The sequence below is a fragment of the Streptomyces sp. CA-181903 genome (assembly GCF_050937075.1).
Classification (GTDB): Bacteria; Actinomycetota; Actinomycetes; order Streptomycetales; family Streptomycetaceae; genus Streptomyces.
The window spans coordinates 2511278-2538041 of the sequence record NZ_JBNJLY010000001.1; the positions used below are offsets into that span (position 1 = coordinate 2511278).

General features: G+C 72.7%; 21 protein-coding genes and 3 pseudogenes. 6 read left to right on the top strand and 18 right to left on the bottom strand.

The annotated features are described in order from the left end of the window. Nucleotides 1–46 precede the first annotated feature (46 nt). The 4 genes from ACQEVS_RS11255 to ACQEVS_RS11270 form a co-directional block, all read right to left on the bottom strand. Nucleotides 47–1357: a hemolysin family protein gene (locus tag ACQEVS_RS11255; RefSeq protein WP_433018811.1), complete on the bottom strand. Its 1311-nt coding sequence runs from the start codon at nt 1355–1357 to the stop codon at nt 47–49. Beyond that, nucleotides 1354–1851 carry an rRNA maturation RNase YbeY gene (gene ybeY / locus ACQEVS_RS11260; RefSeq protein WP_004944344.1) on the bottom strand — a complete coding sequence of 166 codons (498 nt, stop codon included), beginning with the start codon at nt 1849–1851 and terminating at the stop codon, nt 1354–1356. The genes ACQEVS_RS11255 and ybeY overlap by 4 nt, the downstream gene beginning before the upstream one ends. A gap of 13 nt (nt 1852–1864) precedes the next feature. Further along, nucleotides 1865–3934, bottom strand: coding sequence for a PhoH family protein (locus tag ACQEVS_RS11265; protein ID WP_433018816.1), 2070 nt, complete (start codon nt 3932–3934; stop codon nt 1865–1867). A gap of 152 nt (nt 3935–4086) precedes the next feature. Then, a complete protein-coding gene (locus tag ACQEVS_RS11270) occupies nt 4087–5334 on the bottom strand; it encodes a carbohydrate kinase family protein (RefSeq protein ID WP_433018819.1) in 1248 nt (415 codons plus the stop codon). Nucleotides 5335–5401: 67 nt separating this feature from the next. On the opposite strand from ACQEVS_RS11270, the gene ACQEVS_RS11275 reads away from it, so the two are divergent. Both ACQEVS_RS11275 and ACQEVS_RS11280 read left to right on the top strand, forming a co-directional pair. Further along, nucleotides 5402–6724, top strand: a complete 1323-nt coding sequence (locus ACQEVS_RS11275; protein WP_433018822.1) for a 6-phospho-beta-glucosidase — start codon at nt 5402–5404, stop codon at nt 6722–6724. A gap of 274 nt (nt 6725–6998) precedes the next feature. Next, entirely contained in the window at nt 6999–7760 is a 762-nt protein-coding gene (locus ACQEVS_RS11280) for an HAD family acid phosphatase (RefSeq protein ID WP_433027440.1), read from the top strand. A 10-nt stretch (nt 7761–7770) separates the two neighbouring features. Here ACQEVS_RS11280 and ACQEVS_RS11285 read toward each other — a convergent pair whose 3' ends face one another. The 8 genes from ACQEVS_RS11285 to hrcA form a co-directional block, all read right to left on the bottom strand. Then, nucleotides 7771–8682 (bottom strand): ribonuclease Z, encoded by a 912-nt coding sequence (locus ACQEVS_RS11285; protein ID WP_433018825.1) that lies wholly within the window; start codon nt 8680–8682, stop codon nt 7771–7773. A 54-nt stretch (nt 8683–8736) separates the two neighbouring features. After that, nucleotides 8737–9096, bottom strand: coding sequence for a histidine triad nucleotide-binding protein (locus ACQEVS_RS11290; RefSeq protein ID WP_433018828.1), 360 nt, complete (start codon nt 9094–9096; stop codon nt 8737–8739). Between the two features lie 98 nt (nt 9097–9194). After that, nucleotides 9195–9788, bottom strand: a complete 594-nt coding sequence (locus ACQEVS_RS11295; RefSeq protein WP_433018831.1) for an NAD(P)H-dependent oxidoreductase — start codon at nt 9786–9788, stop codon at nt 9195–9197. Between the two features lie 122 nt (nt 9789–9910). Continuing rightward, a complete protein-coding gene (locus ACQEVS_RS11300) occupies nt 9911–10117 on the bottom strand; it encodes a bacteriocin immunity protein (RefSeq protein ID WP_433018834.1) in 207 nt (68 codons plus the stop codon). Nucleotides 10118–10169: 52 nt separating this feature from the next. Further along, the gene (locus tag ACQEVS_RS11305; RefSeq protein ID WP_433018837.1) at nt 10170–10919 is read right to left on the bottom strand and encodes a 16S rRNA (uracil(1498)-N(3))-methyltransferase; all 750 of its coding nucleotides are present in this window, start codon (nt 10917–10919) and stop codon (nt 10170–10172) included. After that, nucleotides 10916–11953 carry a nitronate monooxygenase gene (locus ACQEVS_RS11310; RefSeq protein WP_433027443.1) on the bottom strand — a complete coding sequence of 346 codons (1038 nt, stop codon included), beginning with the start codon at nt 11951–11953 and terminating at the stop codon, nt 10916–10918. The genes ACQEVS_RS11305 and ACQEVS_RS11310 overlap by 4 nt, the downstream gene beginning before the upstream one ends. Before the next feature lie 353 nt (nt 11954–12306). Continuing rightward, a complete protein-coding gene (dnaJ, locus tag ACQEVS_RS11315; RefSeq protein ID WP_433018840.1) occupies nt 12307–13443 on the bottom strand; it encodes a molecular chaperone DnaJ in 1137 nt (378 codons plus the stop codon). Then, the gene (gene hrcA, locus ACQEVS_RS11320; RefSeq protein ID WP_185945358.1) at nt 13444–14460 is read right to left on the bottom strand and encodes a heat-inducible transcriptional repressor HrcA; all 1017 of its coding nucleotides are present in this window, start codon (nt 14458–14460) and stop codon (nt 13444–13446) included. It abuts the gene before it with no gap. A gap of 230 nt (nt 14461–14690) precedes the next feature. Between hrcA and ACQEVS_RS11325 the strand changes: the two genes are divergently transcribed. Beyond that, entirely contained in the window at nt 14691–15437 is a 747-nt protein-coding gene (locus tag ACQEVS_RS11325; RefSeq protein WP_433018844.1) for an MBL fold metallo-hydrolase, read from the top strand. A 123-nt stretch (nt 15438–15560) separates the two neighbouring features. After that, nucleotides 15561–16297: pseudogene (locus ACQEVS_RS11330) on the top strand (DUF3097 domain-containing protein). A 155-nt stretch (nt 16298–16452) separates the two neighbouring features. Here ACQEVS_RS11330 and hemW read toward each other — a convergent pair. The 4 genes and pseudogenes from hemW to lepA all read right to left on the bottom strand — a co-directional run bounded on the left by hemW (nt 16453) and on the right by lepA (nt 21795). After that, the gene (hemW, locus tag ACQEVS_RS11335) at nt 16453–17685 is read right to left on the bottom strand and encodes a radical SAM family heme chaperone HemW (RefSeq protein WP_433018847.1); all 1233 of its coding nucleotides are present in this window, start codon (nt 17683–17685) and stop codon (nt 16453–16455) included. A gap of 80 nt (nt 17686–17765) precedes the next feature. Then, entirely contained in the window at nt 17766–18317 is a 552-nt protein-coding gene (locus tag ACQEVS_RS11340; RefSeq protein ID WP_433027446.1) for a hypothetical protein, read from the bottom strand. A gap of 45 nt (nt 18318–18362) precedes the next feature. Beyond that, nucleotides 18363–19654, bottom strand: a pseudogene (locus ACQEVS_RS11345) (AMP-dependent synthetase/ligase); the annotation flags it as partial. Between the two features lie 275 nt (nt 19655–19929). After that, nucleotides 19930–21795, bottom strand: a complete 1866-nt coding sequence (gene lepA / locus ACQEVS_RS11350) for a translation elongation factor 4 (RefSeq protein ID WP_433018850.1) — start codon at nt 21793–21795, stop codon at nt 19930–19932. A 205-nt stretch (nt 21796–22000) separates the two neighbouring features. Between lepA and rpsT the strand changes: the two genes are divergently transcribed. After that, the gene (gene rpsT, locus ACQEVS_RS11355; RefSeq protein WP_433018853.1) at nt 22001–22267 is read left to right on the top strand and encodes a 30S ribosomal protein S20; all 267 of its coding nucleotides are present in this window, start codon (nt 22001–22003) and stop codon (nt 22265–22267) included. A 226-nt stretch (nt 22268–22493) separates the two neighbouring features. Here rpsT and holA read toward each other — a convergent pair whose 3' ends face one another. Beyond that, on the bottom strand, nt 22494–23504 hold the full coding sequence (gene holA, locus ACQEVS_RS11360; protein WP_433018856.1) for a DNA polymerase III subunit delta: 1011 nt from the start codon (nt 23502–23504) through the stop codon (nt 22494–22496). Nucleotides 23505–23676: 172 nt separating this feature from the next. Between holA and ACQEVS_RS11365 the strand changes: the two genes are divergently transcribed. Beyond that, complete coding sequence (locus tag ACQEVS_RS11365; protein ID WP_433027449.1) at nt 23677–23904, top strand: hypothetical protein; 228 nt, start codon at nt 23677–23679, stop codon at nt 23902–23904. A 70-nt stretch (nt 23905–23974) separates the two neighbouring features. On the opposite strand, the pseudogene ACQEVS_RS11370 reads toward ACQEVS_RS11365, so the two are convergent. Further along, a pseudogene (locus ACQEVS_RS11370) lies at nt 23975–26257 on the bottom strand (ComEC/Rec2 family competence protein); the annotation flags it as partial. Between the last annotated feature and the right edge of the window lie 507 nt (nt 26258–26764).

Here is a 26764-nt window from a genome sequence, read left to right on the forward strand (position 1 = left end):
CACCGAGCGGGCCGTCCGGGACTTCCCGGTCCCGGCAGCACGCGGCCTACTCCGAGGCCGTCGCCTCCACCCGCACCGGCTCCACCAGCACCGTCACGATCCGGTTCCGCCGCCCCGCCGGCGCCTCCGCGATCAGACGCAGCGCCGTCACCGACGGGTCGGCACCGTGCTCGGGGAGCGGCACGTCGGCCGTCGCGCCCGCGATCGGCACCCGCCCCAGCGCCTTGGCGAGCAGCCCGCCGACCGTCTCCACGTCCTCGTCGTCCAGCTCCTCGATCCCGTACAGCTCGCCGAGATCGCCGATGTCCAGCCGGGCCGTGACCCGGTAGCGGCCGTCGCCCAGCTCCTCCACGGGCGGCAGCTCCCGGTCGTACTCGTCGGTGATCTCGCCGACGATCTCCTCCAGGATGTCCTCGATGGTGACGATGCCGGCCGTCCCGCCGTACTCGTCTACGACGACCGCGCAGTGGTTGCGCTGCTGCTGCATCTCGCGCAGCAGATCACCGGCGTTCTTGGTGTCGGGGACGAAGACGGCCGGCCGCATGGCCGTGGAGACCGGCTCCGACTCGGCCTCGCGATTGATGTGCGTCCGCCGGACCAGGTCCTTCAGGTACACGATGCCGACGACGTCGTCCTCGTTCTCGCCCGTCACCGGTATCCGGGAGAAACCGGAGCGCAGCGCCAGGGTGAGCGCCTGCCGGATGGTCTTGCCGCGCTCTATGACCACGAGGTCGGTGCGCGGCACCATCACCTCGCGGACGAGGGTGTCGCCGAGCTCGAAGACGGAGTGGACCATGCGCCGCTCGTCGTCCTCGATCAGCGACTCCTTCTCGGCCAGGTCGACCATCGCCCGCAGCTCCGCCTCGGAGGCGAACGGGCCCATGCGGAAGCCTCGGCCCGGGGTGAGGGCGTTACCGATGAGGATCAGCAGCCGGGGCACCGGGCCCATGATCCGGGCCAGCGGCAGCAGGACGTACGCCGCGGCGGTCGCCGTGTTCAGCGGGTGCTGGCGGCCGATGGTGCGCGGCGAGACGCCGACGGCGACGTAGGAGACGAGGACCATCACCGCGACGGCGACGGTCAGCGCCTCCCAGGTCGCGTCGAACTCGCGGAGGCAGACGTACGTGGTGAGCACCCCGGCCGCCATCTCACAGGCGACCCGCACCAGCAGCGCCACGTTGAGGTAGCGGGTGGGGTCGGAGGCGACAGCCATCAGCTTCGCGCTGCCGCGGCGGCCCGCCCGTACCGCCTCCTCGGCCCGGAACCGGGTGGTCCGGGCGAGGCCGGCCTCCGCGCAGGCGGCGAGCCAGGCGACGACGAGCAGGAGGACCGCCGCGGCGATCAGCTGGCCGGTCACGTGATCGTGGGAGCCGGGGAGGGCCCTTCGATCCCGCGCTCGGCGCGCCAGCCGTCGATGATCGCCGCCTGGAGGCCGAACATCTCGGCCTTCTCGTCGGGTTCCTCGTGGTCGTAACCGAGGAGGTGGAGCACCCCGTGCACGGTGAGGAGCTGGAGCTCCTCGTCCATCGAGTGCCGGGTGGGGGCCGCCTCGCCCTGCTGCTTGGCGACCTCCGGGCAGAGCACGATGTCACCGAGCAGCCCCTGCGGGGGCTCGTCGTCGTCCTTGGCCGGCGGACGGAGCTCGTCCATCGGGAAGGACATCACGTCGGTCGGCCCGGGCAGGTCCATCCACTGGATGTGGAGCTGCTCCATGGCCTCGGTGTCGACGACGATGACCGAGAGCTCGGAGAGCGGGTGGATGCGCATCCGGGCGAGCGCGTACCGGGCGACGTCGAGGATCGCCTTCTCGTCGACCTCGGTGCCGGATTCGTTGTTGACGTCGATCGCCATGGTGCTCAGCTTTTTACTTTCCCTCGCCGCGGCTGTCGTACTTCTCGTACGCGTCCACGATACGGCCGACCAGCTTGTGCCGGACGACGTCATTGCTGGTGAGGCGCGAGAAGTGGACGTCCTCGACGCCCTCCAGGATCTGCTGGACCTGCCGCAGACCGCTCTTGGCGCCGCCGGGCAGGTCGACCTGGGTGACGTCACCCGTGATCACGATCTTGGAGTCGAACCCGAGCCGGGTGAGGAACATCTTCATCTGCTCGGGGCTGGTGTTCTGCGCCTCGTCAAGGATGATGAACGCGTCATTCAGGGTGTTGTGCGTCAGCAGGTAGTCCTGAGTGACGTACAGCGAGTCCTCGGCCGCCACCTGAATGCAGACCGCCTCCTCCCGGCCCGCCGGCTCGATCGAGTCGATGAAGCGCATCGGACGGCCGCCGCCTCCGGCGGCGAGGTACTTGTCGAGCTTGCGGGTGAGGCGGAAGGGCTCGATGCCTTCGGGCAGACGGATGTCGACGACGTGCGAGTCGTACCGGTGGGCGCCCCGTGCGGTGCCCTGCTTGCGCCCCTTGGCCGAACGACGGCGGGCGTAGGCTACGCCGCCGAGCGACTGGACCAGAGCGATGATGTCGTCACGTAGGAGGATCGACGCAGTCGAAAACTGGATCCGGCACGTGCGGTCCTTCTGTGTCACCGGGCCGCCGTCGGAGTCGAGGAGCCCCTGAAGAACGGCAAGGCGAACCTTAGCGGTGTTGAGAAGGTAGTCGTCCGGAATGAACTTGGATACCGATCGGGTGCCGAAAAGTTCCAGCGTGCGCAGCGACGTTGCGACCGGATTCGGTACTCGGCTCCCCGGATCGCCGGGTTGCCTGTCCCGGAGGAGGAAGTAGTCGTAGCGCCCCTTGTGGCGCAGCCTCACGCCTGGAAGGGCCACTTCTAGCGCAGAGACGAGCTCTGGATCCGCTGTGGTGAACGTAGGAGTGATCTTGCCCGTGATGCACCCGTCCCCCAGCAGCAATCCCAATGCGTAGGGATCCATCGGAACCTCGCGCTCAGGAAATTCGACCGGAGCGGTGAGCAGCGGCAGCTCATACCGGCGGTAGTGCGCCGCCCGCAGGTTGCCGATCATCTCCTGAGTCTCCAGGACTCGCCACGGCTTGTTGCGGCGCGCGTCGTCGCGTGTCCTGACTGTCCACAGATGCTCGCCACAGCACAGCGTCCAGGAACCGTCTTGAGCGGTGACGCGGTAGATGTCCCGCTCCCCCTGCGGGTAGACGCCGAGAACCGGAGTCGGTTCACCGTTCGAGCCGATGACCAGGTCACCGACTTGGAGGTCTCCGATAGGGCGCCAACCGTCTGGTGTAAGCACGTTCGTAAAGACCGGTTGACTGCGACCCCGCATATATGCGAGCGGCGCCACCTCGATCGTCCCCGCCGCCATCAGCCGGGGGATGGAGTCCGGGTCGATCATGTCGTGCAGCGCGTCGTAGAGCGGGCGCAGGTACGGGTCGATCTTCTCGTAGAGGGTGCCGGGGAGGAAGCCCAGGCGTTCGCCGGCCTCGACGGCGGGGCGGGTGAGGATGATGCGGTTGACCTGCTTGGACTGGAGGGCCTGGACGGCCTTGGCCATGGCCAGGTAGGTCTTGCCGGTGCCCGCGGGGCCGATGCCGAAGACGACGGTGTGCTTGTCGATCGCGTCGACGTACCGCTTCTGGTTGAGCGTCTTGGGACGGATGGTGCGGCCGCGGTTGGAGAGGATGTTCTGGGTGAGCACCTCGGCGGGCGTCTCGGGCTGGGACTCGGCGTCCCGCAGCATGGCGATCGAGCGTTCCACCGCGTCCTCCGTCATCGGCGCACCGGTCCGGAGCACCAGCATCATCTCGTCGAACAAGCGCTGGACGAGGGCGACTTCCCGCCGGTCCCCCGTCGCGCTGACCTCATTGCCCCGTACGTGGATGTCCGTCGACGGGAACGCGTTCTCGATCACGCGCAGGAGGCTGTCCCCGGAGCCCAGCACGGTCACCATGGGGTGCTTGGCGGGGACCGTGAAGCGGGCTTGTGCCTGCGCTCGTGTGGGTGTCTGAGTCATGGGCCGGCACTGTGGCCTGCTCATCCCTCTTTCCGTGTCCGTGCGTGCGTCCGGCGGCGGGCGCTCTCGCGTCCGTCCGCCCCGTACGGTCCAGGGTACGCCGGTGGCCGGACGGGCCCGAGGGGTTTTCGACGCCCCTCCCCGGCGCGGTCTCAGACGCCTCGGAAGCCGAGCGTGGGCTGCGCGCGGCGGAGCGGCCACGGGCGGGCGGCGCCCGGCAGGAGGCCGTCGAGGAAGGCGTAGCGGCGGAGGGTGTCGCGGGACTGGTCGTCGTAGGCGCGGACGTGCTGCCACCAGGCGGCGACCTCCCGCCAGCCGGGGGCGGAGAGCGAGCCGCCGAACTCCTGGACGGAGAGGGCGGAGGTCAGGCAGGCGAAGGCGAGTCGGTCGGCCAGCGGCCAGTCGGCGAGGGTGCCGGCGACGAAGCCGGCGACGAATACGTCCCCGGCGCCGGTGGGGTCGAGGGCCTCGACGACGATGGCGGGGACCTCGGCGGTCTCGCCGGTGCGTCCGTCGGCGGCGTAGGCGCCCTTCTCGCCCATGGTGACGACGGCCAGCGGGACGCGGTCGGCGAGGGCGCGGGCGGCGGCCCGGGGGCAGTCGGCGCGGGTGTAGCGCATGGCCTCCTCGGCGTTGGGGAGGAACGCCTCGCAGTGCTCCAGGTCGGCGAGGTCGGACGGGTCCCAGCGGCCGGTGTCGTCCCAGCCGACGTCGGCGAAGACGCGGCTGCCGGAGCGGGCGGCGTTGGCGAGCCACTCCTCGCGGCGGCCGGGGACGAGCAGGGCGACGGCGGCCTTGGCCGGGACCGGGCAGACGGGGGCGGGCGGCTCGGGGGGCGGGGCCTCGTGGCCGTGCGAGACCATGGTCCGCTCGCCCTCGTAGGCCATGGAGACGGTCACCGGGGAGTGCCAGCCGGGGACCGTCCGGGAGGGGCCGAGGTCGATGCCCTCGCCGCGCGAGAGCGCCTCCCAGCAGTATTCGCCGTACATGTCGTCGCCGAAGGCGGCGGCGAGGGTGGTGCGCAGGCCCAGCCGAGCCAGGGCGGTGGCCATGTTGGCGATGCCGCCGGGGCTGGAGCCCATGCCGCGCGCCCAGGACTCGGTGCCGCGCACGGGGGCGGAGTCGAGGCCGGTGAAGATGATGTCGAGGAACACGGTGCCGGTCAGGTAGACGTCGAACTCCGGTCCGCCCTCCGCCCGTACGCCCGCCAGGGGGTCGAGCACCGGGGCCTGCCCGCCGAGGGGCGACAGGGGCCCGCCCGGGGCCGGCGCCCTGTCCGGCCGGCCTTCCGGACGGTTTCCCGGCCGGCTTTCCTGACGGCTTTCCGGGCGGCTTCCCGGCCGGCGCGGGGCGGCACCCTTGGCGGGGTCCGCGGAGGCACGGTCCGCAGAGATCGTCATGCTTTCGCTGCTCCTCTCAGGGGGTGCGGTCCGGACAGTGTGCCCGATGCTGCGGTACGTTCCGGCCATGAGGCTGACGATTCTCGGCGGTGGCGGCTTCCGGGTGCCGTTGGTGCACCGGGCCCTTCTTGACGACGCGCGGCGCGACGCGCCCGGCCGCGTCACCGAACTGGTGCTCTTCGACACGGATTCGATGCGGGCAAGAGTGATCAGATCCGTTCTGGCGGCCCAGGCGGAGGGGGTGCCGGGCGCCCCTTCCGTCCGGGTGTCCGACGACCTCGACGAGGCCGTGCGCGGCACGGACTTCGTCTTCTCCGCGATCCGCGTGGGCGGGACGGCGGGACGGGTGCGGGACGAGCGGATCGCCCTGGACGAGGGGGTGTTGGGGCAGGAGACGGTCGGCGCGGGCGGCGTGCTGTACGGGCTGCGGACGGTGCCGGTGGCCGTGGACATCGCGCGGCGGGTGGCCGAACTCGCCCCGGACGCGTGGGTCATCAACTTCACCAATCCGGCGGGCATGGTGACGGAGGCGATGTCCGCCGTCCTGGGTGACCGCGTGATCGGCATCTGCGACTCACCCGTGGGGCTGGTCCGCCGCGCGGCGCGGGCGGCGGGCGCCGACCCGGACCGGGTGGAGTACGACTACGTGGGGCTCAACCACCTCGGCTGGCTGCGCCGGTTGACGCTGGACGGCCGGGACCTGCTGCCGGGCCTGCTGGGCGACGGGGAGGCGCTGGCCTCGTTCGAGGAGGGGAAGCTGTTCGGCGCCGAGTGGCTCCGGGCGCTGGAGGCGCTGCCCAACGAGTACCTCCAGTACTACTACTTCCGGCGGGAGACGCTGCGGGCGACGAGCGACGCGGAGCACACGCGCGGTGAGTATCTCGACCGCCAGCAGGGCGACTTCTTCTCCCGGGCGGCGGGCGCCCCCGAGCGGGCGTACGAGCTGTGGCAGCGCGCCCGGCTGGAGCGCGAGGAGACGTACGGCGCCGCGAGCCGGGCGGCGAGCGGGGGCTGGCAGCGGGACTCGTGCGACCTGGAGGGCGGCGGCTACGAGCGGGTGGCGCTGGCGCTGATGCGGGCGGTGGCCCGGGACGAGCGGGCGCGGCTGATCCTCAACGTCCGCAATATGGGCACCGTTCCGGAGATCGACCGGGAGGCGATCATCGAGACGGTGTGCGAGGTGGGCGCCAAGGGCGCGCGGCCGCTGCCGTGCGACCCGCTGCGGGCGGACCAGCTCGGGCTGATGCTCCAGCTCAAGGCGGTGGAGCGGGCGGTGATCGAGGCGGCGGTGAGCCGGGACCGGGGCGCCGCGCTCCGGGCGCTGGCGCTGCATCCGCTGGTGGACTCGCCGGCGGTGGCGGCGCGGATCCTGGAGCGGGCGGGGGCGTGAGGAGCCGGGTGCGGGCGGGGTGTGAGGAGTCGGATGTGGGTTGGGCGTGAGGAGCCGGATGTGGGTTGGGCGTGAGGAGCCGGATGAGGGCGGGGCGTGAGAGGCCCGGTACGGCCCATTCGGTGATCTTTGGGCGAGCCTTGAACGAAGGGTGATCCATCCGACATTGACCGGGTGTGGAGTGGGGCCCTAGCTTCGCGCTGCACCCGCTCATCTGTTTATCAGGAGTTCACACGTGTCGCCCTCGCTGAAGTCTTCCCCCCGGCGCGTCCGCATGGCGGTCGCCGGTGCCGCCGCCGTCGCCGTCGGCGCCGGCCTGTTCGCGACCGGCGCGGCGACCGCGGACCACTCGGTGCCCCGCTCGGACAAGGAGATCCCGAACCTCACCCTCGTCCAGGAGAAGATCAAGGCGTACTACGGCGACACGGTCGACAAGAAGGGCGAGCACTACGCCTCCCCGAAGAGCAGCTACGCCAAGCAGGTCGCCGAGATCGAGAAGAAGGCCAAGGCCCACCTCGAGGGCGTCGCGCGGAACGCGCCGCGGAAGGGCGCGAAGCCGGCCATCGTGCTGGACGTGGACGACACCACGCTGCTGACCTACAACTACGAGCTGAAGCAGGGCTTCCACTTCACGCCCGAGTCGCAGGACGCGTACCTGAAGTCGACCGACATGGCCGCCGTCTTCGGCATGCCGAAGCTGGTCAACTGGGCGCAGTCGAAGGGCATCACGGTCTTCTTCGTGACCGGCCGCGACGAGCACCAGCGCGCGTGGAGCGTGCGCAACCTGAAGAACGCCGGTTACAAGCCGGTGGCCGACCGGGCGCACTTCTTCCTGAAGGACAAGAAGAACCCGCCGTCCTACCTGAAGTGCGGCGCGAACTGCACCACGGTCGAGTACAAGTCCGGCACTCGCAAGCACATCGAGGCCCAGGGCTACCGGATCGTCGCCAACTTCGGCGACCAGTACAGCGACCTCCAGGGCGGCGCGTCGGGCCGCGAGTTCAAGCTCCCGAACCCGATGTACTACCTGCCGTAGGGCCCCTTGTTCACCGTTCCCGCTTGGGAACGGGGACGCGCGTGAGGTCCCGGGCGACGGTGAGCTCCCCGTCGAAGCCCGCCGCCCGGGCCTGCCGTTCGAAGACCTCCGGGTCCGCGTACCGCTGCGAGAAGTGCGTCAGCACCAGGTGACGCACCCCGCTCTCGGCCGCCACCCGGGCCGCCTGACCGGCCGTCAGGTGCCCGTGGTCGGCGGCCAGGGCGGCGTCCTCGTCCGTGAACGTGGACTCGATGACGAGCATGTCGCAGCCCTCCGCCAGGGCGTACACCCCGTCGCAGAGCCGGGTGTCCATCACGAACGCGAACCGCTGGCCGCGCCGCGCCTCGCTGACGTCCGCCAGCGTCACCCCGCCGAGGACTCCGTCCTTCTGGAGCCGTCCCACGTCCGGGCCGGTGATGCCGTGCTCGGCCAGCAGCGCGGGCAGCATCCGCCGCCCGTCGGGCTCCACGACCCGGTACCCGTAGGACTCGACGGGGTGGGAGAGCCGGCGCGCCTCCAGCGTGTACGACGGCGTCTCGGCCAGCACGCGGCCCTTGCCGGACACCGGCTCCTGGGCCAGCTCCACGGTCTCCCGGTAGGCGGTCGCGTAGCGCAGCCGCTCGAAGAAGCGGCGGCCGCTCGCCGGGTAGTGCGCGGTGACCGGGTGCGGCACCTGGTCCAGGTTGATCCGCTGGATCACGCCGGCGAGACCGAGCGAGTGGTCGCCGTGGAAGTGCGTGACGCAGATCCGGTTGAGGTCGTGGGCGGCCACCCCGGCCCGCACCATCTGGCGCTGCGTCCCCTCCCCCGGGTCGAAGAGCAGGCCCTCGCCGTCCCAGAGCAGGACGTAGCCGTTGTGGTTGCGGTGGCGGGTGGGCACCTGGCTGGCGGTGCCGAGGACGACGAGTTCACGTACGGACACGGTGGAGGCTCCCGTTGTGCGGTGCTGGCCGGTTCCAGCCGGTTCTGGCCGGTTCTAGCCGGGGGGCCAGTTGAGCCCACGTCCCCCGAGCACGTGCGCGTGCGCGTGGAACACGGTCTGCCCCGCCCCGGCCCCGGTGTTGAAGACGATCCGGTACCCCGAGCCGTCCACGCCCTCTCCGGCGGCCACCTCGCCCGCCTCCCGCAGTATGTCCGCGGCGATCAGCGGCTCGGCGGCGGCCAGCGACGCGGCGTCCGGGTAGTGCGCCTTGGGGATCACCAGGACGTGCGTGGGTGCCTGGGGGTTGATGTCCCGGAACGCCACGGTCGTCTCGGTCTCCCGGACGACGGTCGCGGGCACCTCCTTAGCGATGATCTTGCAGAACAGGCAGTCGGCCTGCGGTTCTCCCGCCACCGTGCACTCCCTCCGGGTCGTCGGCTGATCGTGATCGGATCGTACCGGGCGGGACTGACAACGAGGCGGGCCGCCGGCCGCGACGGGGGCGGGGACCGTCAGGCCACCAGCGCGGCGGCCGCCTCCCGCGCCTCCGCGAGCCATGCCTCGCGCTCCGCCGCCGTGGAACCCGAGACCGTCCGGAAGACCTTCCGCCGTACGTCGGTGACGCCGACGTACGGCAGCACGCAGGCGGCCCAGATCCGCTGGAGCGGATCCCCGAACTCCTCCCGCTCCCGCGCCTCCGGGGTGTCGGACGTGTTGAGCACCAGCGCCCGGCCGGCCCGGAGCAGCCCCTCGGGTTCGCCGTCCGCGTGCTCCAGCTTGTAGGCGACGCCGGGCGCGAGCACCCGCTGTATCCAGCCGACCAGCACCGCCGGGGGCATCCCCCACCAGTTGGGGTGCACGAACACCAGACCGTCCGCCCCGGCGAGCTCCGCGCGGTACCGGGCCACGAGCGCGTCGCCCGTCGCCCCGGCGTCCGTCACCGTCCCCGTCTCGTCGGCCCGCAGGAGCGGATCGAACCCCTCCGCACAGAGGTCGTGCGCGAGGACCTCACACCCGCGGGCGCTCAACTCATCGGTCACCGCTTCGAAAAGCGTGTGGTTGAAACTGCCGGGCTGGGGGTGGGCGAGGAGGGCGACGACGCGCACGGGGAACTCCCTTCAGGGGTGCGGCGCTTCCCGCGCCGCACGGTCGTGGGTGAGGAAAACCGGTTCGCCGGCGGGCGTCCGGACGCCGGGCCACGGCCGCGTCCTCGCACACCGCCCAAGGGTCACAGCGCGATTGGGCGGTATGCCAGTGCCGCGGCGACGACCTGCTCCGCCGTGGGTTCCGGGTGGGTGTGGAAGATCAGGTCGGTGATGGCCGGGTGGGGGACGTGACGCTCCAGGAGGGCGACGAGGGCGTCGTCCTCGGCTTCCGTGGCGCCGTCCGCGTCCATGACGCGCCGGACCAGTGCGACCAGTTCGTCCTCGGTCATACGGGCTCCTCTCCCCACGCCACTCCGCCGCCGGCCGGGCCTCGGGCCCGGCTCAGCTCCACCGCCCCGTCCGCCCCAGCAGCAGCGCCGTCGCCGCCGTGCCCGCCGTGGAGGTGCGGAGGACGGTGGGGCCGAGGCGGTAAGGGTGGGCGCCGGCGGCTTCGAAGGACGTCAGTTCGTCCGGGGAGACGCCGCCCTCGGGGCCGACGACGAGGACGATGTCGCCGGTCTCCGGGAGGTCGGCGGTGGCCAGGGGGGTGCTGCCCTCCTCGTGGAGGACGGCGGCGAAGGCGGCGCCGGCGAGGAGGTCGGCGACCTGGCGGGTCGTCATGAGGTCCGTGACGTCGGGGAAGCGGAGGCGGCGGGACTGCTTGCCGGCCTCTCTCGCCGTCGCCCGCCACTTGCCGAGGGACTTCAGGCCGCGGTCGCCCTTCCACTGGGTGACGCAGCGGGAGGCGGCCCAGGGGACGATCGCGTCGACGCCGGTCTCCGTCATGGTCTCGACGGCGAGTTCGCCGCGGTCGCCCTTGGGGAGGGCCTGGACGACGGTGATCCGAGGCTGGGGCAGGGGCTCGGAGCGGACGGACGTGACGGCGACGTCGAGGTGGTCCTTGCCGCTGACGGCGGCCACCGTGCCGTGCGCGCCCGTACCCCGGCCGTCCGTCAGCACGATGTCCTCGCCGACGCGCAGCCGGCGGACGGAGACGGCGTGCCGGCCCTCGGGACCGTCGAGGGGGAAGACGGTGCCGGGGAAGACGCCCGTGAGGGAGTCCTCCTCGACCAGGAAGACCGGCGCTGTCATGAGTCGCTCCCTCGGGATGGTGCTGTCAAGGACGCGCGGGCCGCGTCGAGTTCGGCGGCCAGGACCTCGACGAGGCGGGCCGCCGGGAGGTCGCGGGCCAGGCGGTGGCCCTGGCCCGCCCACAGGTTGACGGCTTGGGGGTCGCCGGCCGCGGCGGCGGCCTTGCGGAGGCCGGCCGTCAGGTAGTGGACCTGGGGGTAGGCGGCGGGGGCGTAGGGGCCGTGCTCCCGGATGAACCGGTTCACCAGGCCGCGGGCCGGGCGCCCGGAGAAGGCGCGGGTCAGCTCGGTGCCGGTGAACAGCGGGTCGGTCAGCGCCCGTTTGTGCAGCTCGCTCGCGCCGGACTCGGGGCAGGCGAGGAACGCCGTGCCGAGCTGGGCGGCACAGGCGCCCGCGGCCAGCACGGACGCTATCTGGGCGCCGCGCATCAGCCCGCCCGCGGCGACCAGCGGCAGCGGGACAGCCTCCCGGACCTCGGTGAGCAGGGCGAGCAGCCCGGCGCCGGCCCCGGCGCCGTCCAGCCGGGGATCGTCGTGGTGGGTGCCCTGGTGGCCGCCCGCCTCGACGCCCTGGACGCAGAGCGCGGCGGCACCCGCCTCGTACGCGGCCCGGGCCTCGGCGACGGAGGTGACGGTCACCGCCGTGACCGTGCCGGCCGCGGCGAGCGCCGCGAGGCCCTCGGCGGACGGGCAGCCGAAGGTGAACGAGACGACCGGGACGGGGTCGTCGAGGAGGATGGCGAGCTTGGCCTCGTACCCGTCGTCGGTGGCCCGGTCCCAGTCGCCCAGGGGCACGTCGTACCAGGTGGCCTCGCCCGCGAGTTGCTCGGCGTAGACCTCGACGGCCGCGGGGTCCGCGGCGGGCGGCTGCGGCATGAACAGGTTCACGCCGAAGGGCCGGGACGTACGGGCGCGGAGCTGCTTGATCTCCTCGTACATCGCGGCCGGCGTCTTGTAGCCGGCGGCGAGGAAGCCGAGGCCGCCGGCCTCGGAGACGGCCGCGGCGAGCGGTGGGCAGGAGCCGCCGCCCGCCATCGGGGCCTGCACGATCGGGTGCCGGAACAGGCCGGTCAGCGCGGTGTCCCCAACGGGTGCCCCTACGGATTCCCCAACGGATTCATAGGCCATGACCACATCGTGTCACGCCGTCGGAACCGCGCCGAACGGAACCCGGGCCGCGCCGGAACGGAACCACGGACGCGCCGAACGGACCACGGGGCACGCCGGACGGACGGACCGCGCCGACGGATCGCGGGCCGCGCCGGACGGAGCCGGGGCCGCCCCGGACCGGATCCGGGCGCCCCCGGATCCGTCCGTTCCGCCGGTACCCGGCGAGCCGCTGCCCCGGCGCCGCCTCAGCGTCGTCTCAGCGCCGTTTCTGCACCGCCTCAGCGCCCGTTGAACGCGTCCTTCAGCCGCGAGAACAGCCCCTGCTGCCCCGGCTTGAACTCGCCCGTCGGCCGCTCCTCGCCACGGATCTTGGCGAGCTGCCGGAGCAGCTCCTCCTGCTGCGCGTCGAGCTTGCCGGGCGTCAGCACCTCGACGTGCACGATGAGATCGCCACGCCCGCCGCCGCGCAGGTGCGTGACGCCGCGCTGGTGCAGCGGGATGGCCTGGCCGGACTGGGTGCCGGGCCGGATGTCGATCTCCTCCATGCCGTCCAGCGTCTCCAGCGGCACCTTGGTGCCCAGCGCCGCCGCGGTCATCGGGATGGTGACCGTGCAGTGCAGGTCGTCGCCGCGCCGCTGGAAGACCGGGTGCGGCTTCTCGTGGATCTCGACGTAGAGGTCGCCGGCCGGGCCGCCGCCGGGGCCGACCTCGCCCTCGCCCGCGAGCTGGATGCGGGTGCCGTTGTCGACACCGGCGGGGATCTTGACCGTCAGCGTGCGGCGCGACCGGACGCGGCCGTCGCCGGCGCACTCCGGGCACGGGGTCGGCACGACCGTGCCGAAGCCCTGGCACTGCGGGCACGGGCGGGAGGTCATGACCTGGCCCAGGAACGAGCGGGTGACCTGCGAGACCTCACCGCGGCCGCGGCACATGTCACAGGTCTGCGCGGACGTGCCGGGGGCGGCGCCCTCGCCGCTGCACGTGGTGCAGACGACGGCCGTGTCGACCTGGATCTCCTTGGTCGTGCCGAACGTCGCCTCGTCCAGGTCGACTTCCAGCCGGATCATCGCGTCCTGGCCGCGGCGGGTGCGCGAGCGCGGGCCGCGCTGCGACGCCTGGCCGAAGAAGGCGTCCATGATGTCGGAGAAGTTGCCGAACCCGGCACCGAAGCCGCCGGCGCCACCGCCGCCGCCCGAGGACGAGAGCGGGTCGCCGCCGAGGTCGTAGACCTGCTTCTTCTGCGGGTCCGAGAGCACCTCGTAAGCGGCGTTGATCTCCTTGAACCGCTCCTGCGTCTTGGGGTCCGGATTGACGTCCGGGTGCAGCTCGCGGGCGAGGCGGCGGAATGCCTTCTTGATCTCGTCCTGCGAGGCATCGCGCCGTACGCCCAGGACCGCGTAGTAGTCCGTGGCCACTTACGACTCCGCCAGGATCTGTCCGACGTAACGTGCCACTGCGCGTACCGCTCCCATCGTTCCGGGGTAATCCATGCGGGTCGGTCCGACCACGCCGAGTTTGGCGACGGCTTCGTCGCCCGAACCGTAGCCGACGGCGACGACGGATGTGGAGTTCAGGCCCTCGTGGGCGTTCTCATGACCGATGCGGACGGTCATGCCCGAGTCCGTGGCCTCGCCGAGCAGCTTGAGGAGGACGACCTGCTCCTCCAACGCCTCCAGCACGGGCCGGATCGTCAGCGGGAAGTCATGACCGAAACGGGTGAGATTGGCGGTGCCGCCGATCATCAGCCGCTCCTCGGTCTCCTCGACCAGGGTCTCCAGGAGAACGGCCAGGACCGTCGAAACGGTTCCCCGATCGTCCTGCTCGAAGGAATCGGGGAGATCCTGCACCAACTGCGGCACGTCCGTGAACCGGCGGCCCACGACGCGGCTGTTGAGCCGCGCCCGCAGATCCGCGAGCGCCACCTCGCCGACCGGCGCCGGGCAGTCGACCATCCGCTGCTCAACCCGCCCGGTGTCCGTGATCAGCACCAGCATCACCCGCGCGGGAGCGAGCGGCAGCAGCTCCACGTGCCGGACGGTCGACCGGGTCAGCGACGGGTACTGCACGACCGCCACCTGCCGGGTGAGCTGCGCCAGCAGCCGCACCGTGCGGGCCACCACGTCGTCCAGGTCGACCGCGCCGTCCAGGAAGTTCTGGATCGCGCGCCGCTCCGCGGAGGACAGCGGCTTGACGCCCGCCAGCCGGTCGACGAAGAGGCGGTAGCCCTTGTCGGTCGGGATCCGGCCGGCGCTGGTGTGGGGCTGGGCGATGAAGCCCTCCTCCTCCAGCACCGCCATGTCGTTGCGCACCGTCGCCGGGGACACACCGAGGTGGTGACGCTCGGTGAGGGCCTTGGAGCCGACGGGCTCCTCGGTGCCCACGTAGTCCTGGACGATGGCACGCAGGACCTTGAGCCTGCGTTCGCTCAGCATCCGCGCACACCTCCAGTCCAGCGGGTCCAGCCGTCTCGCGGGGTTCTCCCCGGGTCCTACCCGGGTCTCCTGCCTGGCACTCAAAGGTCACGAGTGCCAAACCCCACACGTCAGTGTACGGCGGTCCACCACGGCCACGGCAAGGCAGTCGCGCTCCGTATCCGATCCGCGTCCGATCCGCGTGCGCCGCCGGACGGGTCACCGTACCGCGCGCGCGTTAGGTTCCCGGCATGGGAAACCACGGAGGAACGGACCAGGAGCAGCACAGGGGGGCGCGCTGGGAACGGCTCGCGCCGGGGGTGGCCCGGCGCAGGCTGCCGGGCTGGGACGCGACGACGGGGGCGGTCGCCGGGGCGTCGGGCGTCCTGGTCGTGGACACGGGCTCGACGCTCCGTGAGGGCGCGGAGATCGAGCGGGAGGTACGGGAGCTCTTCGGGCGGCCCGTGACGCACATCGCACTCACGCATGGTCACTTCGACCACGTCTTCGGCACCGCCGCGTTCGCGGACGCGGCGGTGTACGGGGCGGCGGGGCTCGCGGGCCGGCTCGTCCCCGCGGAGCTGCGCGAGGACGCGGTCCGGTACGGGATGGACGCGCGCGACGCCGCCGAGGCGGCGGCCCGGCTGGTGGCCCCGGCCCACGAGGTCGCCGACGAGTCGGAACTCGACCTGGGCGGCGGGCGCCGGGTCCGGCTCGTCTCGCTCGGAGCCGCCCACAGCGCCCATGACCTGGCCGTCCTGGTGCCGGGCGACGGCGGCGCCCCGGACGTCGTCTTCTGCGGCGACCTGGTCGAGGAGTCCGGCGAGCCGCAGGCCGGCCCCGACGCCACCCCGGCCGCCTGGCCGGCGGCGCTAGACCGGCTGCTCGCCCTCGGCGGGCCGGACGCGGTGTACGTGCCGGGGCACGGCGCGGCGGTCGACGCCCGGTTTGTCCGTGAGCAACGCAACGCGCTGGCACGCCGCTTCGGCGTGTCGTAGGCCGGAAGGGCGGGTTTTTCCTATCGTCTGCGCGTGCGCAGCAGACAGTACGACCCCGACCTGACGCCTCCCTGGAAGCGGAGCGTCCCCGTCCCGGAGGTGCCGGCCGAGCCGGACCTGGTGGTGGAGGAGGTCACAACCGGCTTCTGCGGGGCGGTCGTCCGCTGCGAGAAGACCGCGCAGGGGCCGACCGTGACCCTGGAGGACCGCTTCGGCAAGCACCGCGTCTTCCCGCTGGAACCGCGCGGCTTCCTGCTGGAGGGCCGCGTCGTCACCCTCGTCCGGCCCTCCGCGGCGCCGCGCACACCGTCCGGCCCGGCCCGTACCGCCTCCGGCTCCCTCGCCGTCCCCGGTGCCCGGGCGCGCGTGGCACGGGCCGGGCGGATCTACGTCGAGGGCCGGCACGACGCGGAGCTCGTGGAACGGGTCTGGGGCGACGACCTGCGCATCGAGGGCGTCGTCGTCGAGTACCTGGAGGGCGTCGACGATCTCCCGTCCATCGTCCGCGACTTCGCCCCTGGCCCGGACGCCCGGCTGGGCGTCCTGGTGGACCACTTGGTCCCGGGCTCGAAGGAGTCGCGTATCGCGTCGGAGGTCACGGGCGAGCACGTGCTCGTCGTCGGGCATCCGTACGTGGACGTGTGGGAGGCGGTGAAGCCGTCGTCCGTGGGGATCGCCGGGTGGCCGCGGGTGCCGCGGGGGCAGGACTGGAAGACGGGGGTCTGCCGGGCGCTGGGCTGGCCGGTGAACACGGGGCCGCGTGGCAGCGGATCCTGGCGGGGGTGCGGTCGTACAAGGACCTGGAGCCGGAGCTTCTGGGGCGGGTGGAGGAGCTGATCGACTTTGTGACGTGCCCCTAACCCGCCCTTTCACCGTTTCTCGCGGGGGCTGCGCCCCGCACCCGCGAAGCGCGCTGCGCGCTCCCCCAGAGGGGGTGCCCCCAGTCCTCAATCGCCGGACGGGCTGAAATCAGCCCGTCCGGCGTTTGGAAACGGTGAAAGGGCGGGGCCGGGGCTCAGTCCACCAGATCCCGCACCACCGCGTCGGCGAGCAGCCGTCCACGCAACGTCAACACAGCCCGCCCCGCCTCGTACGGCCCCGGCTGGAGCAGCCCGTCGGCGAGAGCCTTCTCCGCCGCCCGCGCGCCCGCGGGCTTCAGCAGGGACAGCGGACACCCGTCCACCAGCCGCAGCTCCAGCAGGATCCGCTCGACGCGCCGGTCCTCGTCGCTCAGGACCTCGCGCCCCGCCCCGGGCGACCGCCCCTCGGCCAGAGCCTGCGCGTAGGCGCCCGGGTGCTTGACGTTCCACCACCGCACCCCGCCGACGTGCGAGTGGGCGCCGGGCCCCGCGCCCCACCAGTCGGCGCCCCGCCAGTACAGCTCGTTGTGGCGGCAGCGGCCGGCGTCCGTGGTGGCCCAGTTGGAGACCTCGTACCAGGCGTAACCGGCGGCCGTAAGGCGGTCCTCGGCGATCAGGTAGCGGTCGGCGTGGACGTCGTCGTCGGTCATGGGGACCTCGCCGCGGCGGATGCGGCGGGCCAGCTGGGTGCCCTCCTCGACGATCAGGGCGTAGGCCGAGACGTGGTCCGGGCCGGCGGCGATGGCGGCGTCCAGCGAGGCACGCCAGTCGTCGTCGCTCTCGCCGGGGGTGCCGTAGATCAGGTCGAGGTTGACGTGGTCGAAGCCGGCGGCGCGGGCCTCGGCGACGCACGCTTCGGGGCGGCCGGGGGTGTGCGTGCGGTCGAGGATCCTGAGGACGTGCTGCCGGGCGCTCTGCATGCCGAAGGAGACCCGGTTGAAGCCGGCGGCCCGCAGTTCCTCCAGGTAGCGGGGGTCGACGGACTCCGGGTTGGCCTCGGTGGTGATCTCGGCGCCGGGGGCGAACCCGAACTCGTCGCGGACGGCGGCGAGCATCCGGCCCAGGTCGGCGGCGGGCAGCAGGGTGGGCGTGCCGCCGCCGACGAAGACCGTCTCGACCGGGCGCGGGTCGTCGCCGAGCACCTTGCGCGCCAGCCGGATCTCCTCGGCGACGGTGTCGGCGTAGTTGTCACGGGAGGCCAGGGCGCCGCCCGAGCCGCGCAGCTCGCTCGCGGTGTAGGTGTTGAAGTCGCAGTAGCCGCAGCGGGTGGCGCAGTAGGGGACGTGCAGGTAGAAGCCGAGGGGCCGCCGGCCCGCGTCGGCGAGGGCGTGCGGGGGCAGCGCCCCGTCGTCGGGCACGGGCTCGCCGTCGGGCAGTACGGAAGGCATGGGTCCATTGTCCGGCATGACCGCCGGAGGCCGGACCGTCCCCGAGCCGCCCGGCGCCGGGGCGCGGGCAGGCGCACCGGTCAGCGCTCGCGCGTCCCCTCGTACATCTCCTCGATCAGGTCCTTGTACTCCCGCTCCACGACGGGCCGCTTCAGCTTGAGGCTGGGCGTGAGCTCCCCGTGCTCCACGTCCAGGTCGCGCGGCAGCAGCCGGAACTTCTTGATCGTCTGCCAGCGCTGGAGGCCCTCGTTGAGCCGTCGCACGTACTCCCCGACCATCTCCTCGGTCTGCGGCGCGGCGACCACCTCGGCGTAGGTGCGGCCGCCGAGCCCGTGGTCGGCCGCCCACTTGAGGAGGGAGGTCTCGTCCAGGGCGATGAGGGCGGTGCAGTAGTTCCGGTCGGCGCCGTGGACCAGGATGTTGGAGACGAAGGGACAGATGCCCTTGAAGCGGCCCTCGACCTCGGCGGGGGCGACGTACTTGCCGCCCGACGTCTTGATCAGGTCCTTCTTGCGGTCGGTGATGCGCAGGAAGCCGTCGGGCGACAGTTCGCCGATGTCGCCGGTGTGGAACCAGCCGTCCGGTTCGAGGACTTCCGCCGTGCGGTCGGGCAGGCCGTGGTAGCCCTCCATGATCCCGGGGCCGCGCAGCAGGACCTCGCCGTCGTCCGCTATCCGCACCTCGGTGCCGGGGAGCGGCTTGCCGACGGTGCCGGTGCGGTACGCCTCGCCGGGGTTGACGAAGTTGGCGGCGCTGGTCTCGGTGAGGCCGTAGCCCTCCAGGATGTGGATGCCGGCGCCGGAGAAGAAGAGGCCGATGTCGGGGGCGAGGGCGGAGGCGCCGGAGATGCAGGCGCGCAGCCGGCCGCCGAACGCCTCTCTGATCTTGGCGTAGACGAGGACGTCGGCGGCCTTGTGGCGGGCGGCGAGGGCGAAGGGGACGGAACGGCTGCCGGTGCGGCGGTAGTTGTCCTGCGAGACTCTGGCGTACTCGCGGGACACCTCGGCGGCCCACTGGAAGATCTTGTACTTGGCCCCGCCGCCCTCCCGGGCCTTGGCGACGACGCCGTTGTAGACCTTCTCGAAGACGCGGGGCACGGCCGCCATGTAGGTCGGCCGGACGACCGGCAGGTTCTCGACGATCTTGTCCGCACGGCCGTCGACGGCGGTGACGTGGCCGATGCCGATGTGGCCGGCCGTGAGCACCTTGCCGAAGACGTGGGCCAGCGGGAGCCAGAGGTACTGGACGTCGTCGGGCCGGACCAGGCCGGTGGCCTCGATGGCGCGGGCCATGTACGACCAGCTGTCCTGGCGGAGACGGACGCCCTTGGGGCGGCCGGTGGTACCGGAGGTGTAGATGAGGGTGGCGAGCTGCTCGGAGCGGATCTCGCCGACCCGGTCGCGGACCAGGTCCGGGGTCTCCTTCAGGCGGGCCGCGCCGCGTCGTTCCAGCTCGGCGAGGGAGAGCACCCAGCCGTCCGGGTCGCCCTCGGCGGGTACCGCGTCCGCTTCGTCGATCACCACGACGTGCGCCAGGCCGGGGAGGGCGCCGCGCTGCTCGCGGGCCTTGGCGAGCTGGGCGGCGTTCTCCGCGATGAGCACCTTGCTCTCGGAGTCGGCGAGCATGAACGCCGACTCCTCGGCGTTGGTGCTGGGGTAGAGGGGGTGGTGGCGGCGCCGGAGCAGAGGATGCCCAGGTCGGCGAGGATCCACTCGACGCGGGTGTCGGAGGCGAGGGCGACGCGCTCCTCGGCGGCGACGCCGAGTCCGATCAGCCCGGCGGAGATCGCGAACACCCGCTCGGCGGCCTGCTTCCAGGTGAGCGAGGCCCAGGCGGACGGGCCGCGGCCGGAGGGGGGCGGCACGGGATACCGGTACGCCTCGGCATCGGGGGTGGCGGCGACGCGTTCGAGGAAGAGCGTCGCCACGGAGGGCGGCCGGTTCTCGAGCAAAGTCCTGGTGTCGGTCACGGCATCCTCCGGGGCCCGCCTCGTTGCTGGGTGACTCGCGAGTAACCTTCAAGCAGTGATCAGCCTAGAGGCGCCGGGGCCCGCACGTAAGAGGCCCTGAGGGCCTTGTTGAAGCTGTGACCGAAAGTGATTGGTGGCGTTTACACGTACCGCGCGGGATGCCTCTCGGGGCGGCGGGAACGCCGTACGGGCCCGTGCGCCTACGGAAAACGCCCGCTCCCTCGCGGGGAGCGGGCGTCCGTGCGCCACCGGGGGCGCGGCGGGAGCGGGACCGGCTACTTCTTGCCCTTCTCGCCGCTCTCGTCCGAGGAGAGCACCGCGATGAACGCCTCCTGCGGAACTTCCACGCTGCCGACCATCTTCATTCGCTTCTTGCCCTCCTTCTGCTTCTCCAGGAGCTTCCGCTTACGGGAGATGTCACCGCCGTAGCACTTCGCGAGAACGTCCTTGCGAATGGCGCGGACGGTCTCACGGGCGATGACGCGGGCGCCGATCGCGGCCTGGATCGGCACCTCGAAGTTCTGCCGCGGGATGAGCTCGCGGAGCTTGGCGACGAGCCGGACGCCGTAGGCGTACGCCTTGTCCTTGTGGGTGATCGCCGAGAAGGCGTCGACCTTGTCGCCGTGCAGCAGGATGTCGACCTTGACCAGGTCGGAGACCTGCTCGCCGGTGGGCTCGTAGTCCAGCGAGGCGTAGCCGCGGGTCTTGGACTTGAGCTGGTCGAAGAAGTCGAAGACGACCTCGGCGAGGGGCAGCGTGTAGCGGATCTCGACGCGGTCCTCGGAGAGGTAGTCCATGCCCAGCAGGACGCCGCGGCGGGTCTGGCAGAGCTCCATGATCGCGCCGATGAACTCGCTGGGCGCCAGGATGGTGGCCCGGACGACCGGCTCGTGCACCTCGGCGATCTTGCCGGTCGGGAACTCGCTCGGGTTGGTCACCTCGTGCTCGGTCCCGTCCTCCATGAGGACGTTGTAGACCACGTTCGGCGCGGTGGCGATCAGGTCGAGACCGAACTCGCGCTCCAGGCGCTCGCGGATGACCTCCAGGTGGAGCAGGCCCAGGAAGCCGACGCGGAAGCCGAAGCCCAGCGCGGCGGACGTCTCCGGCTCGTACACCAGGGCGGCGTCGTTGAGCTGGAGCTTGTCGAGCGCCTCGCGCAGCTCCGGGTAGTCCGAGCCGTCCAGCGGGTAGAGGCCGGAGAAGACCATCGGCTTGGGGTCCTTGTACCCGCCCAGCGCCTGGGTGGCCCCGTTCTGGTACTGGGTGATGGTGTCGCCGACCTTGGACTGGCGGACGTCCTTCACACCGGTGATCAGGTAGCCGACCTCGCCGACGGACAGGCCGTCCGCGGGCAGCATCTCCGGGGAGTTGGTGCCGATCTCCAGCAGCTCGTGCTGGGCACCGGTCGACATCATCCGGATCCGCTCGCGCTTGCGCAGCGTGCCGTCGACGACCTTCACGTACGTCACGACGCCCCGGTAGGCGTCGTAGACCGAGTCGAAGATCATCGCGCGGGCCGGGGCGTCCTTGACGCCGACCGGGGCCGGGACGTCGCGGACGACGCGGTCCAGCAGCTCGGGGACGCCGACGCCGGTCTTGGCGGACACCTTGAGGACGTCGGACGGGTCGCAGCCGACGAGGTTGGCCAGCTCGGCGGCGAACTTCTCGGGCTGCGCGGCCGGCAGGTCGATCTTGTTGAGGACCGGGATGATCGTGAGGTCGTTCTCCATCGCCAGGTAGAGGTTGGCGAGGGTCTGGGCCTCGATGCCCTGGGCCGCGTCCACCAGGAGGATGCAGCCCTCGCACGCGGCGAGGGAACGGGAGACCTCGTAGGTGAAGTCGACGTGACCCGGGGTGTCGATCATGTTGAGGATGTGCGTCGTCTTCGACTCGTCCTCGGAGGGCGCCCAGGGGAGACGGACCGCCTGCGACTTGATCGTGATGCCGCGCTCGCGCTCGATGTCCATCCGGTCGAGGTACTGCGCACGCATCTGCCGCGAGTCGACCACGCCGGTCAGCTGAAGCATCCGGTCGGCGAGCGTCGACTTGCCGTGGTCGATGTGCGCGATGATGCAGAAGTTACGGATCAGAGCCGGGTCGGTACGGCTCGGCTCGGGCACGTTGGTAGGGGTCGCGGGCACGCAGGATCCATTCGGTGACTTCGGCGTTTGCACGCCAGTCTCGGCGGGAGTCGGGTATACGACTCCTCCATCGTCCCATGAGCGGCGGCCGCCGTCCGGTTTGGGACGGCCCGGGGCGGGCTGGTAGCCTGGTCCACTGTGCTTCGCGACCCTCTCACGCGCGGAGCGCACTCTCGAAATCCAACGAACCTGAAAAGGCTCTTTCGTGGCGAACATCAAGTCCCAGATCAAGCGGAACAAGACCAACGAGAAGGCGCGCCTGCGCAACAAGGCCGTCAAGTCCTCGGTCAAGACCGCTGTCCGCGCGGCCCGCGAGGCCATCGTCGCCGGTGACGCCGCCAAGGCCACCGCCGCCGTCGCCCTGGCCGGCAAGAAGCTCGACAAGGCCGCCAGCAAGGGTGTCCTGCACAAGAACGCCGCCGCCAACAAGAAGTCGGCGCTGGCCAAGCAGGTTGCCGCCCTCCAGGGCTGAAGCCTCTCCGGGGCGTGAGCCCCGGCCCCTGCCGGTACCGGAACCAGCGGCCCCTCTACCGCTCCGGAACGGCACCCCGCCGCGCTCGGTCGTTCGCCACGCGGGCGCGGCAAGAGCCTGACGGCTCACAGAACGAAACCGAGGGCCCGGGCCCGTCCTTCCCCAGGACGGACCGGGGCCTTCGGCATACCCGGGGCGCGGGAGGAGCGCCCCGGGCACGCAGCACTCAGGAGCGGCTGCGGGCCGCCCGGGCCACGGCGACCACGGCCTTCTCCAACGCGTACTCCGGATCGTCGCCACCGCCCTTGACCCCGGCGTCCGCCTCGGCGACGGCGCGCAGCGCGGCCGCGACGCCGTCCGCCGACCAGCCGCGCATCTGCTGCCGCACCCGGTCGATCTTCCACGGCGGCATGCCGAGCTCACGGGCCAGGTCACCCGGGCGGGCGCCGCGCGGCGCCGAGGCGAGCTTGCCGATCGAGCGCACCCCCTGGGCGAGGGCGCTGGTGATCAGCACCGGGGCGACGCCCGTGGACATCGCCCAGCGCAGCGCCTCCAGGGCCTCGGCGGCCCGGCCCTCCACGGCCCGGTCGGCGACGGTGAAGCTGGACGCCTCGGCCCGGCCGGTGTAGTAGCGGGCGACGACCGCCTCGTCGATCGTGCCCTCGACGTCGGCGACGAGCTGCGCGCAGGCGCTGGCCAGCTCGCGCAGGTCGCTGCCGATGGAGTCGACGAGCGCCTGGCACGCCTCCGGCGTCACGGACCGGCGCGTGGACCGGAACTCCTGCCGGACGAACGCCAGCCGGTCGGCCGGCTTGGTCATCTTGGGGCAGGCGACCTCCCGTGCCCCCGCCTTCCGGGCGGCGTCGAGCAGCCCCTTGCCCTTCGCACCGCCGGCGTGCAGCAGAACGAGGGTGATCTCCTCGGCCGGGGCGCCCAGGTAGCCCTTCACGTCCTTGATCGTGTCCGCCGAGAGGTCCTGGGCGTTGCGCACGATCACGACCTTGCGCTCCGCGAACAGCGACGGGCTGGTCAACTCGGCGAGCGTGCCCGGCTGGAGGGCGTCCGGTGCGAGGTCGCGGACGTCGGTGTCCGCGTCGGCGGCACGGGCCGCGGCCACCACCTCCTGCACGGCGCGGTCGAGGAGAAGCTCTTCCTGCCCCACGGCGAGCGTGACGGGGGCGAGCAGATCGTCGTTCGCGGCTTTGCCCGCGGTGTTCCTGGCCATCGGATCCAGCATCCCACGCGGGTCGGACACTCCTCCCACCTCGGGGCCGGACGTTCCTTCCCACTCGGGCCCGAACACTCCCCTCCGCGGTGGTGCGGGCATACCGCACAATGGGCGGGTGAGCAGCGTTCCCCCTTCTTCCCCCTCTCCTTCCTCTTCCTCCGTCGGTCGTCCTTCCCGCTTCCTGCTGGTGCTTCCGGACCGGGAGGCCGCCGAGGAGGCGGCCGAGCGGGCCGCCGAGGAACAGCCCCTGGAAGGGATGCCGCAGATCGTCCGCGAGGCGCTGGCCGGGGAGGACGACGCGGAGGACGCGCAGTGGCTGGTCGTCCTGGAGGACCCGGACGGCGTGCTGGACCGCGCGGCGCTGCACGCGCTCGCCGAGGAGTACGAGGGCTGGGTCGAGACGGACTGAACCGTCCGGTCCCCCGCTCCGTCCCCCGTTCCGGAGGTCGCGCCCCGGGGTCCGGGCCGCCCAGGACGGCTTCGGCCGCACCCGTCACCGCCACCGGCCCGTCCCGGTCGGTCCGCAGCACCACCGCGCCCTCCGCACGCAGAGCGCTGAGCGTCCGCGGCGCGGGATGCCCGTATGGGTTGCCCGTCCCCACCGAGACGACGGCCAGCCGGGGTCGCACCCGCTGGAGCAGCTCGGCGTCCTGATGGGCCGAGCCGTGGTGCGCGACCTTCAGGACGTCCACCGGCGGCAGCTCCGGATGCCGCGCCAAAAGGGCGTGCTGGGCGGGTGGTTCGAGGTCGCCGAGGAGCAGGAGGGTCAGCTCCCGGGCGTGTACGAGCAGGGTGACGCTGGCGTCGTTGGGGCCGTCCTCCGCCTCGGCGGCCTCCCCTGGCGGCGGCGGCCACAGCACCTCCCAGGACAGCGGGCCGAGCCGGCCGCGCTCGCCGGGTGCCGCGGCGACGACCGGGACGCCCACGCGGCGGGCCTCGCGGCGCACGAACGCGGCCTGGCCGGGCGGCTCTTCGAACGGACTGCCCTCGATCGTCCCCACCGCCCGGCCGCGCAGGACGCCGGGCAGTCCGTCCACGTGATCGGCGTGGTAGTGCGTCAGCAGCAGGAGCGGCACGGTCCGCACGCCCAGCGCGCGCAGGCAGTGGTCCACGGTCCGGGGCTCGGGCCCGGCGTCCACGATGACGGCCGCGCCGTCGCCCGCCGCGAGCGCCAGGGCGTCGCCCTGCCCCACGTCGCAGGCCGCGAACCGCCAGCCGGGCGGCGGCCAGCCGGTGACGATCCGGGTCAGCGGGGCCGGCCGGAGGATCGCCAGGGCGAGGAAGAGCGCGCAGAGCGCGCCGATCCATCGCCGCCGACGCCGACGGCGGGGCGGGTGCCGCTCGGAGTGCCGCTCGGGGCGCCGGGCGGCTCGGTGGGCCGCGTACCCGGTGGCCAGAAGGGCCGCGGTCATCAGCGCCGCCCCTGACCAGCCACCCGGCCAGGCGGCCTCCGCGCCGGGGAGGGCCGCGCCGGTCCGCGCCACGGCCGCCGTCCAGGAGGCGGGCCAGCCCGCGAGCCAGGCGAGGCCGTGCGCCACCGGAGTGGCGAACGGGGCGGTGACCAGGGCCGCGAAGCCCAGGACCGTGGCCGGGGCGACCGCGAGCTCCGCGAGCAGGTTGCAGGGGACACCGACCAGACTCACCCGGGACGACATCAGCACGATCACCGGCGCGCAGGCGGCCTGCGCCGCGGCGGTCGCCGCGAGGGCCTCCGCGAACCGGGCCGGCATCCCGCGCCGGCGCAGCGCCGCGCTCCAGCTCGGGGCCACCGTCAGCAGGGCACCGGTGGCCAGGACGGACAGCAGGAACCCGTAACTCCGCGCGAGCCAGGGGTCGTAGAGCACCAGCGCCAGGATGGCCGCCGCGAGGGCGGGCAGCAGGGCGCGGCGGCGGCCCGTGGCGAGGGCGAGCAGGGCGACCGAGCCGCAGGCCGCGGCCCGGAGCACGCTCGGGTCCGGCCGGCACACCACGACGAACCCCAGCACGAGCAGCCCGCCCACGACCGCCGTCCCCCGCAGGGGAATGCCCAATCGCCCGGCCAGGCCCTTGCGTTCGGCTCGCGCCGCCAGATGCGCGGGGCCGACCAGCAGGGTGAGCAGGATGGTCAGGTTGCTTCCGGAGACGGCCAGGAGGTGGGTGAGATCCGTGGTGTGGAACGCCTCGTCGAGGTCGGGTGGGATGCGGGAGGTGTCTCCGACCACCAGGCCCGGCAGCAGGGCCCGCGCGTCCGGCGCCAGTCCGTCGGTGGCCTCCCGCAGGCCCGCGCGGAGCCGCGCGGCGGCCTGCTGGAGCCCGGTGGGCTGCCCGATCACTCGGGGCGGTCCGTGCCGGACGCGGACGACGGCCGCGATCCTGTCGCCGTCGTAGGTGGGCGGCGCCAGCCGTCCGGTCACCCGGAGCCGGGTGGAGGGCAGGATGCCCAGCCAGTCGGGCCGGACGAGGAGCAGGACTGGTGTCCGTACCTCGGTCGCGGTCGCAGTCCCTCTCTTAGTGACCACGACCCGGGTCGCCTCCCCCTCCACGGTGACGGCCGGGGCGGCCTGCGCCGATCCGCGCACGCGCGGTCGGACCGCCCGGGGGTCCTTGGTCACCGTGACGTCGAGCGTCGCCTCCGCGTACTCCGCCGCCAGCCCCGGCACCGGCCCCCGCCGGCCGTCCGCGGCCCGCAGCGCACCGACCACGGCCCCGGCGGCACCGCACAGCAGCGCGGCGGCGGTGGCCGCGGCGAGTGTCGCGCCCCAGCGGCGCGTGGCGCGGCGCAGACGGGCCCGGCGCGCGGGGCCGCCGGGATGCGGCGGGCGGTCCCGGCGCGTGTCTCCATCGCCGTGCGCGAACCGTTGCGGGCGCGCCGGATCGCCGGTGGGCGCCGGACTGCGAACGGACGCGCGCCGGTTGGAGCGCGTTGCGCCGGGCGGGTGCGCGGGTCCATCGGCGTGCGCGAACCGTTGCGGGCGCGCCGGATCGCCGGTGGGCGCCGGGCTGCGAACGGACGCGGGCCGGCTGGAACGCGTTGCGCCGGGCGGGTGCGCGGGTCCATCGGCGTGCGCGGGACGTTGCGCACGCACCGGATCACCGGCGGTCGCCGCACTGCGGACGGACGTGGATCCGCCGGAGCGACCTCCGTCGCCCGGTCTCGTGGGGCTGTCGGTGGGCGCGGCTCCCTTCGGGTGTGTCGGTTTGTGGGGGTGCGCGGTCCCGTTACGGCGCGTCGAGCCGTTTGGCCGTCGCGCGTCGCCGGGGTGTGCGGGCGCTTCCGGGTGTCTCCGTTC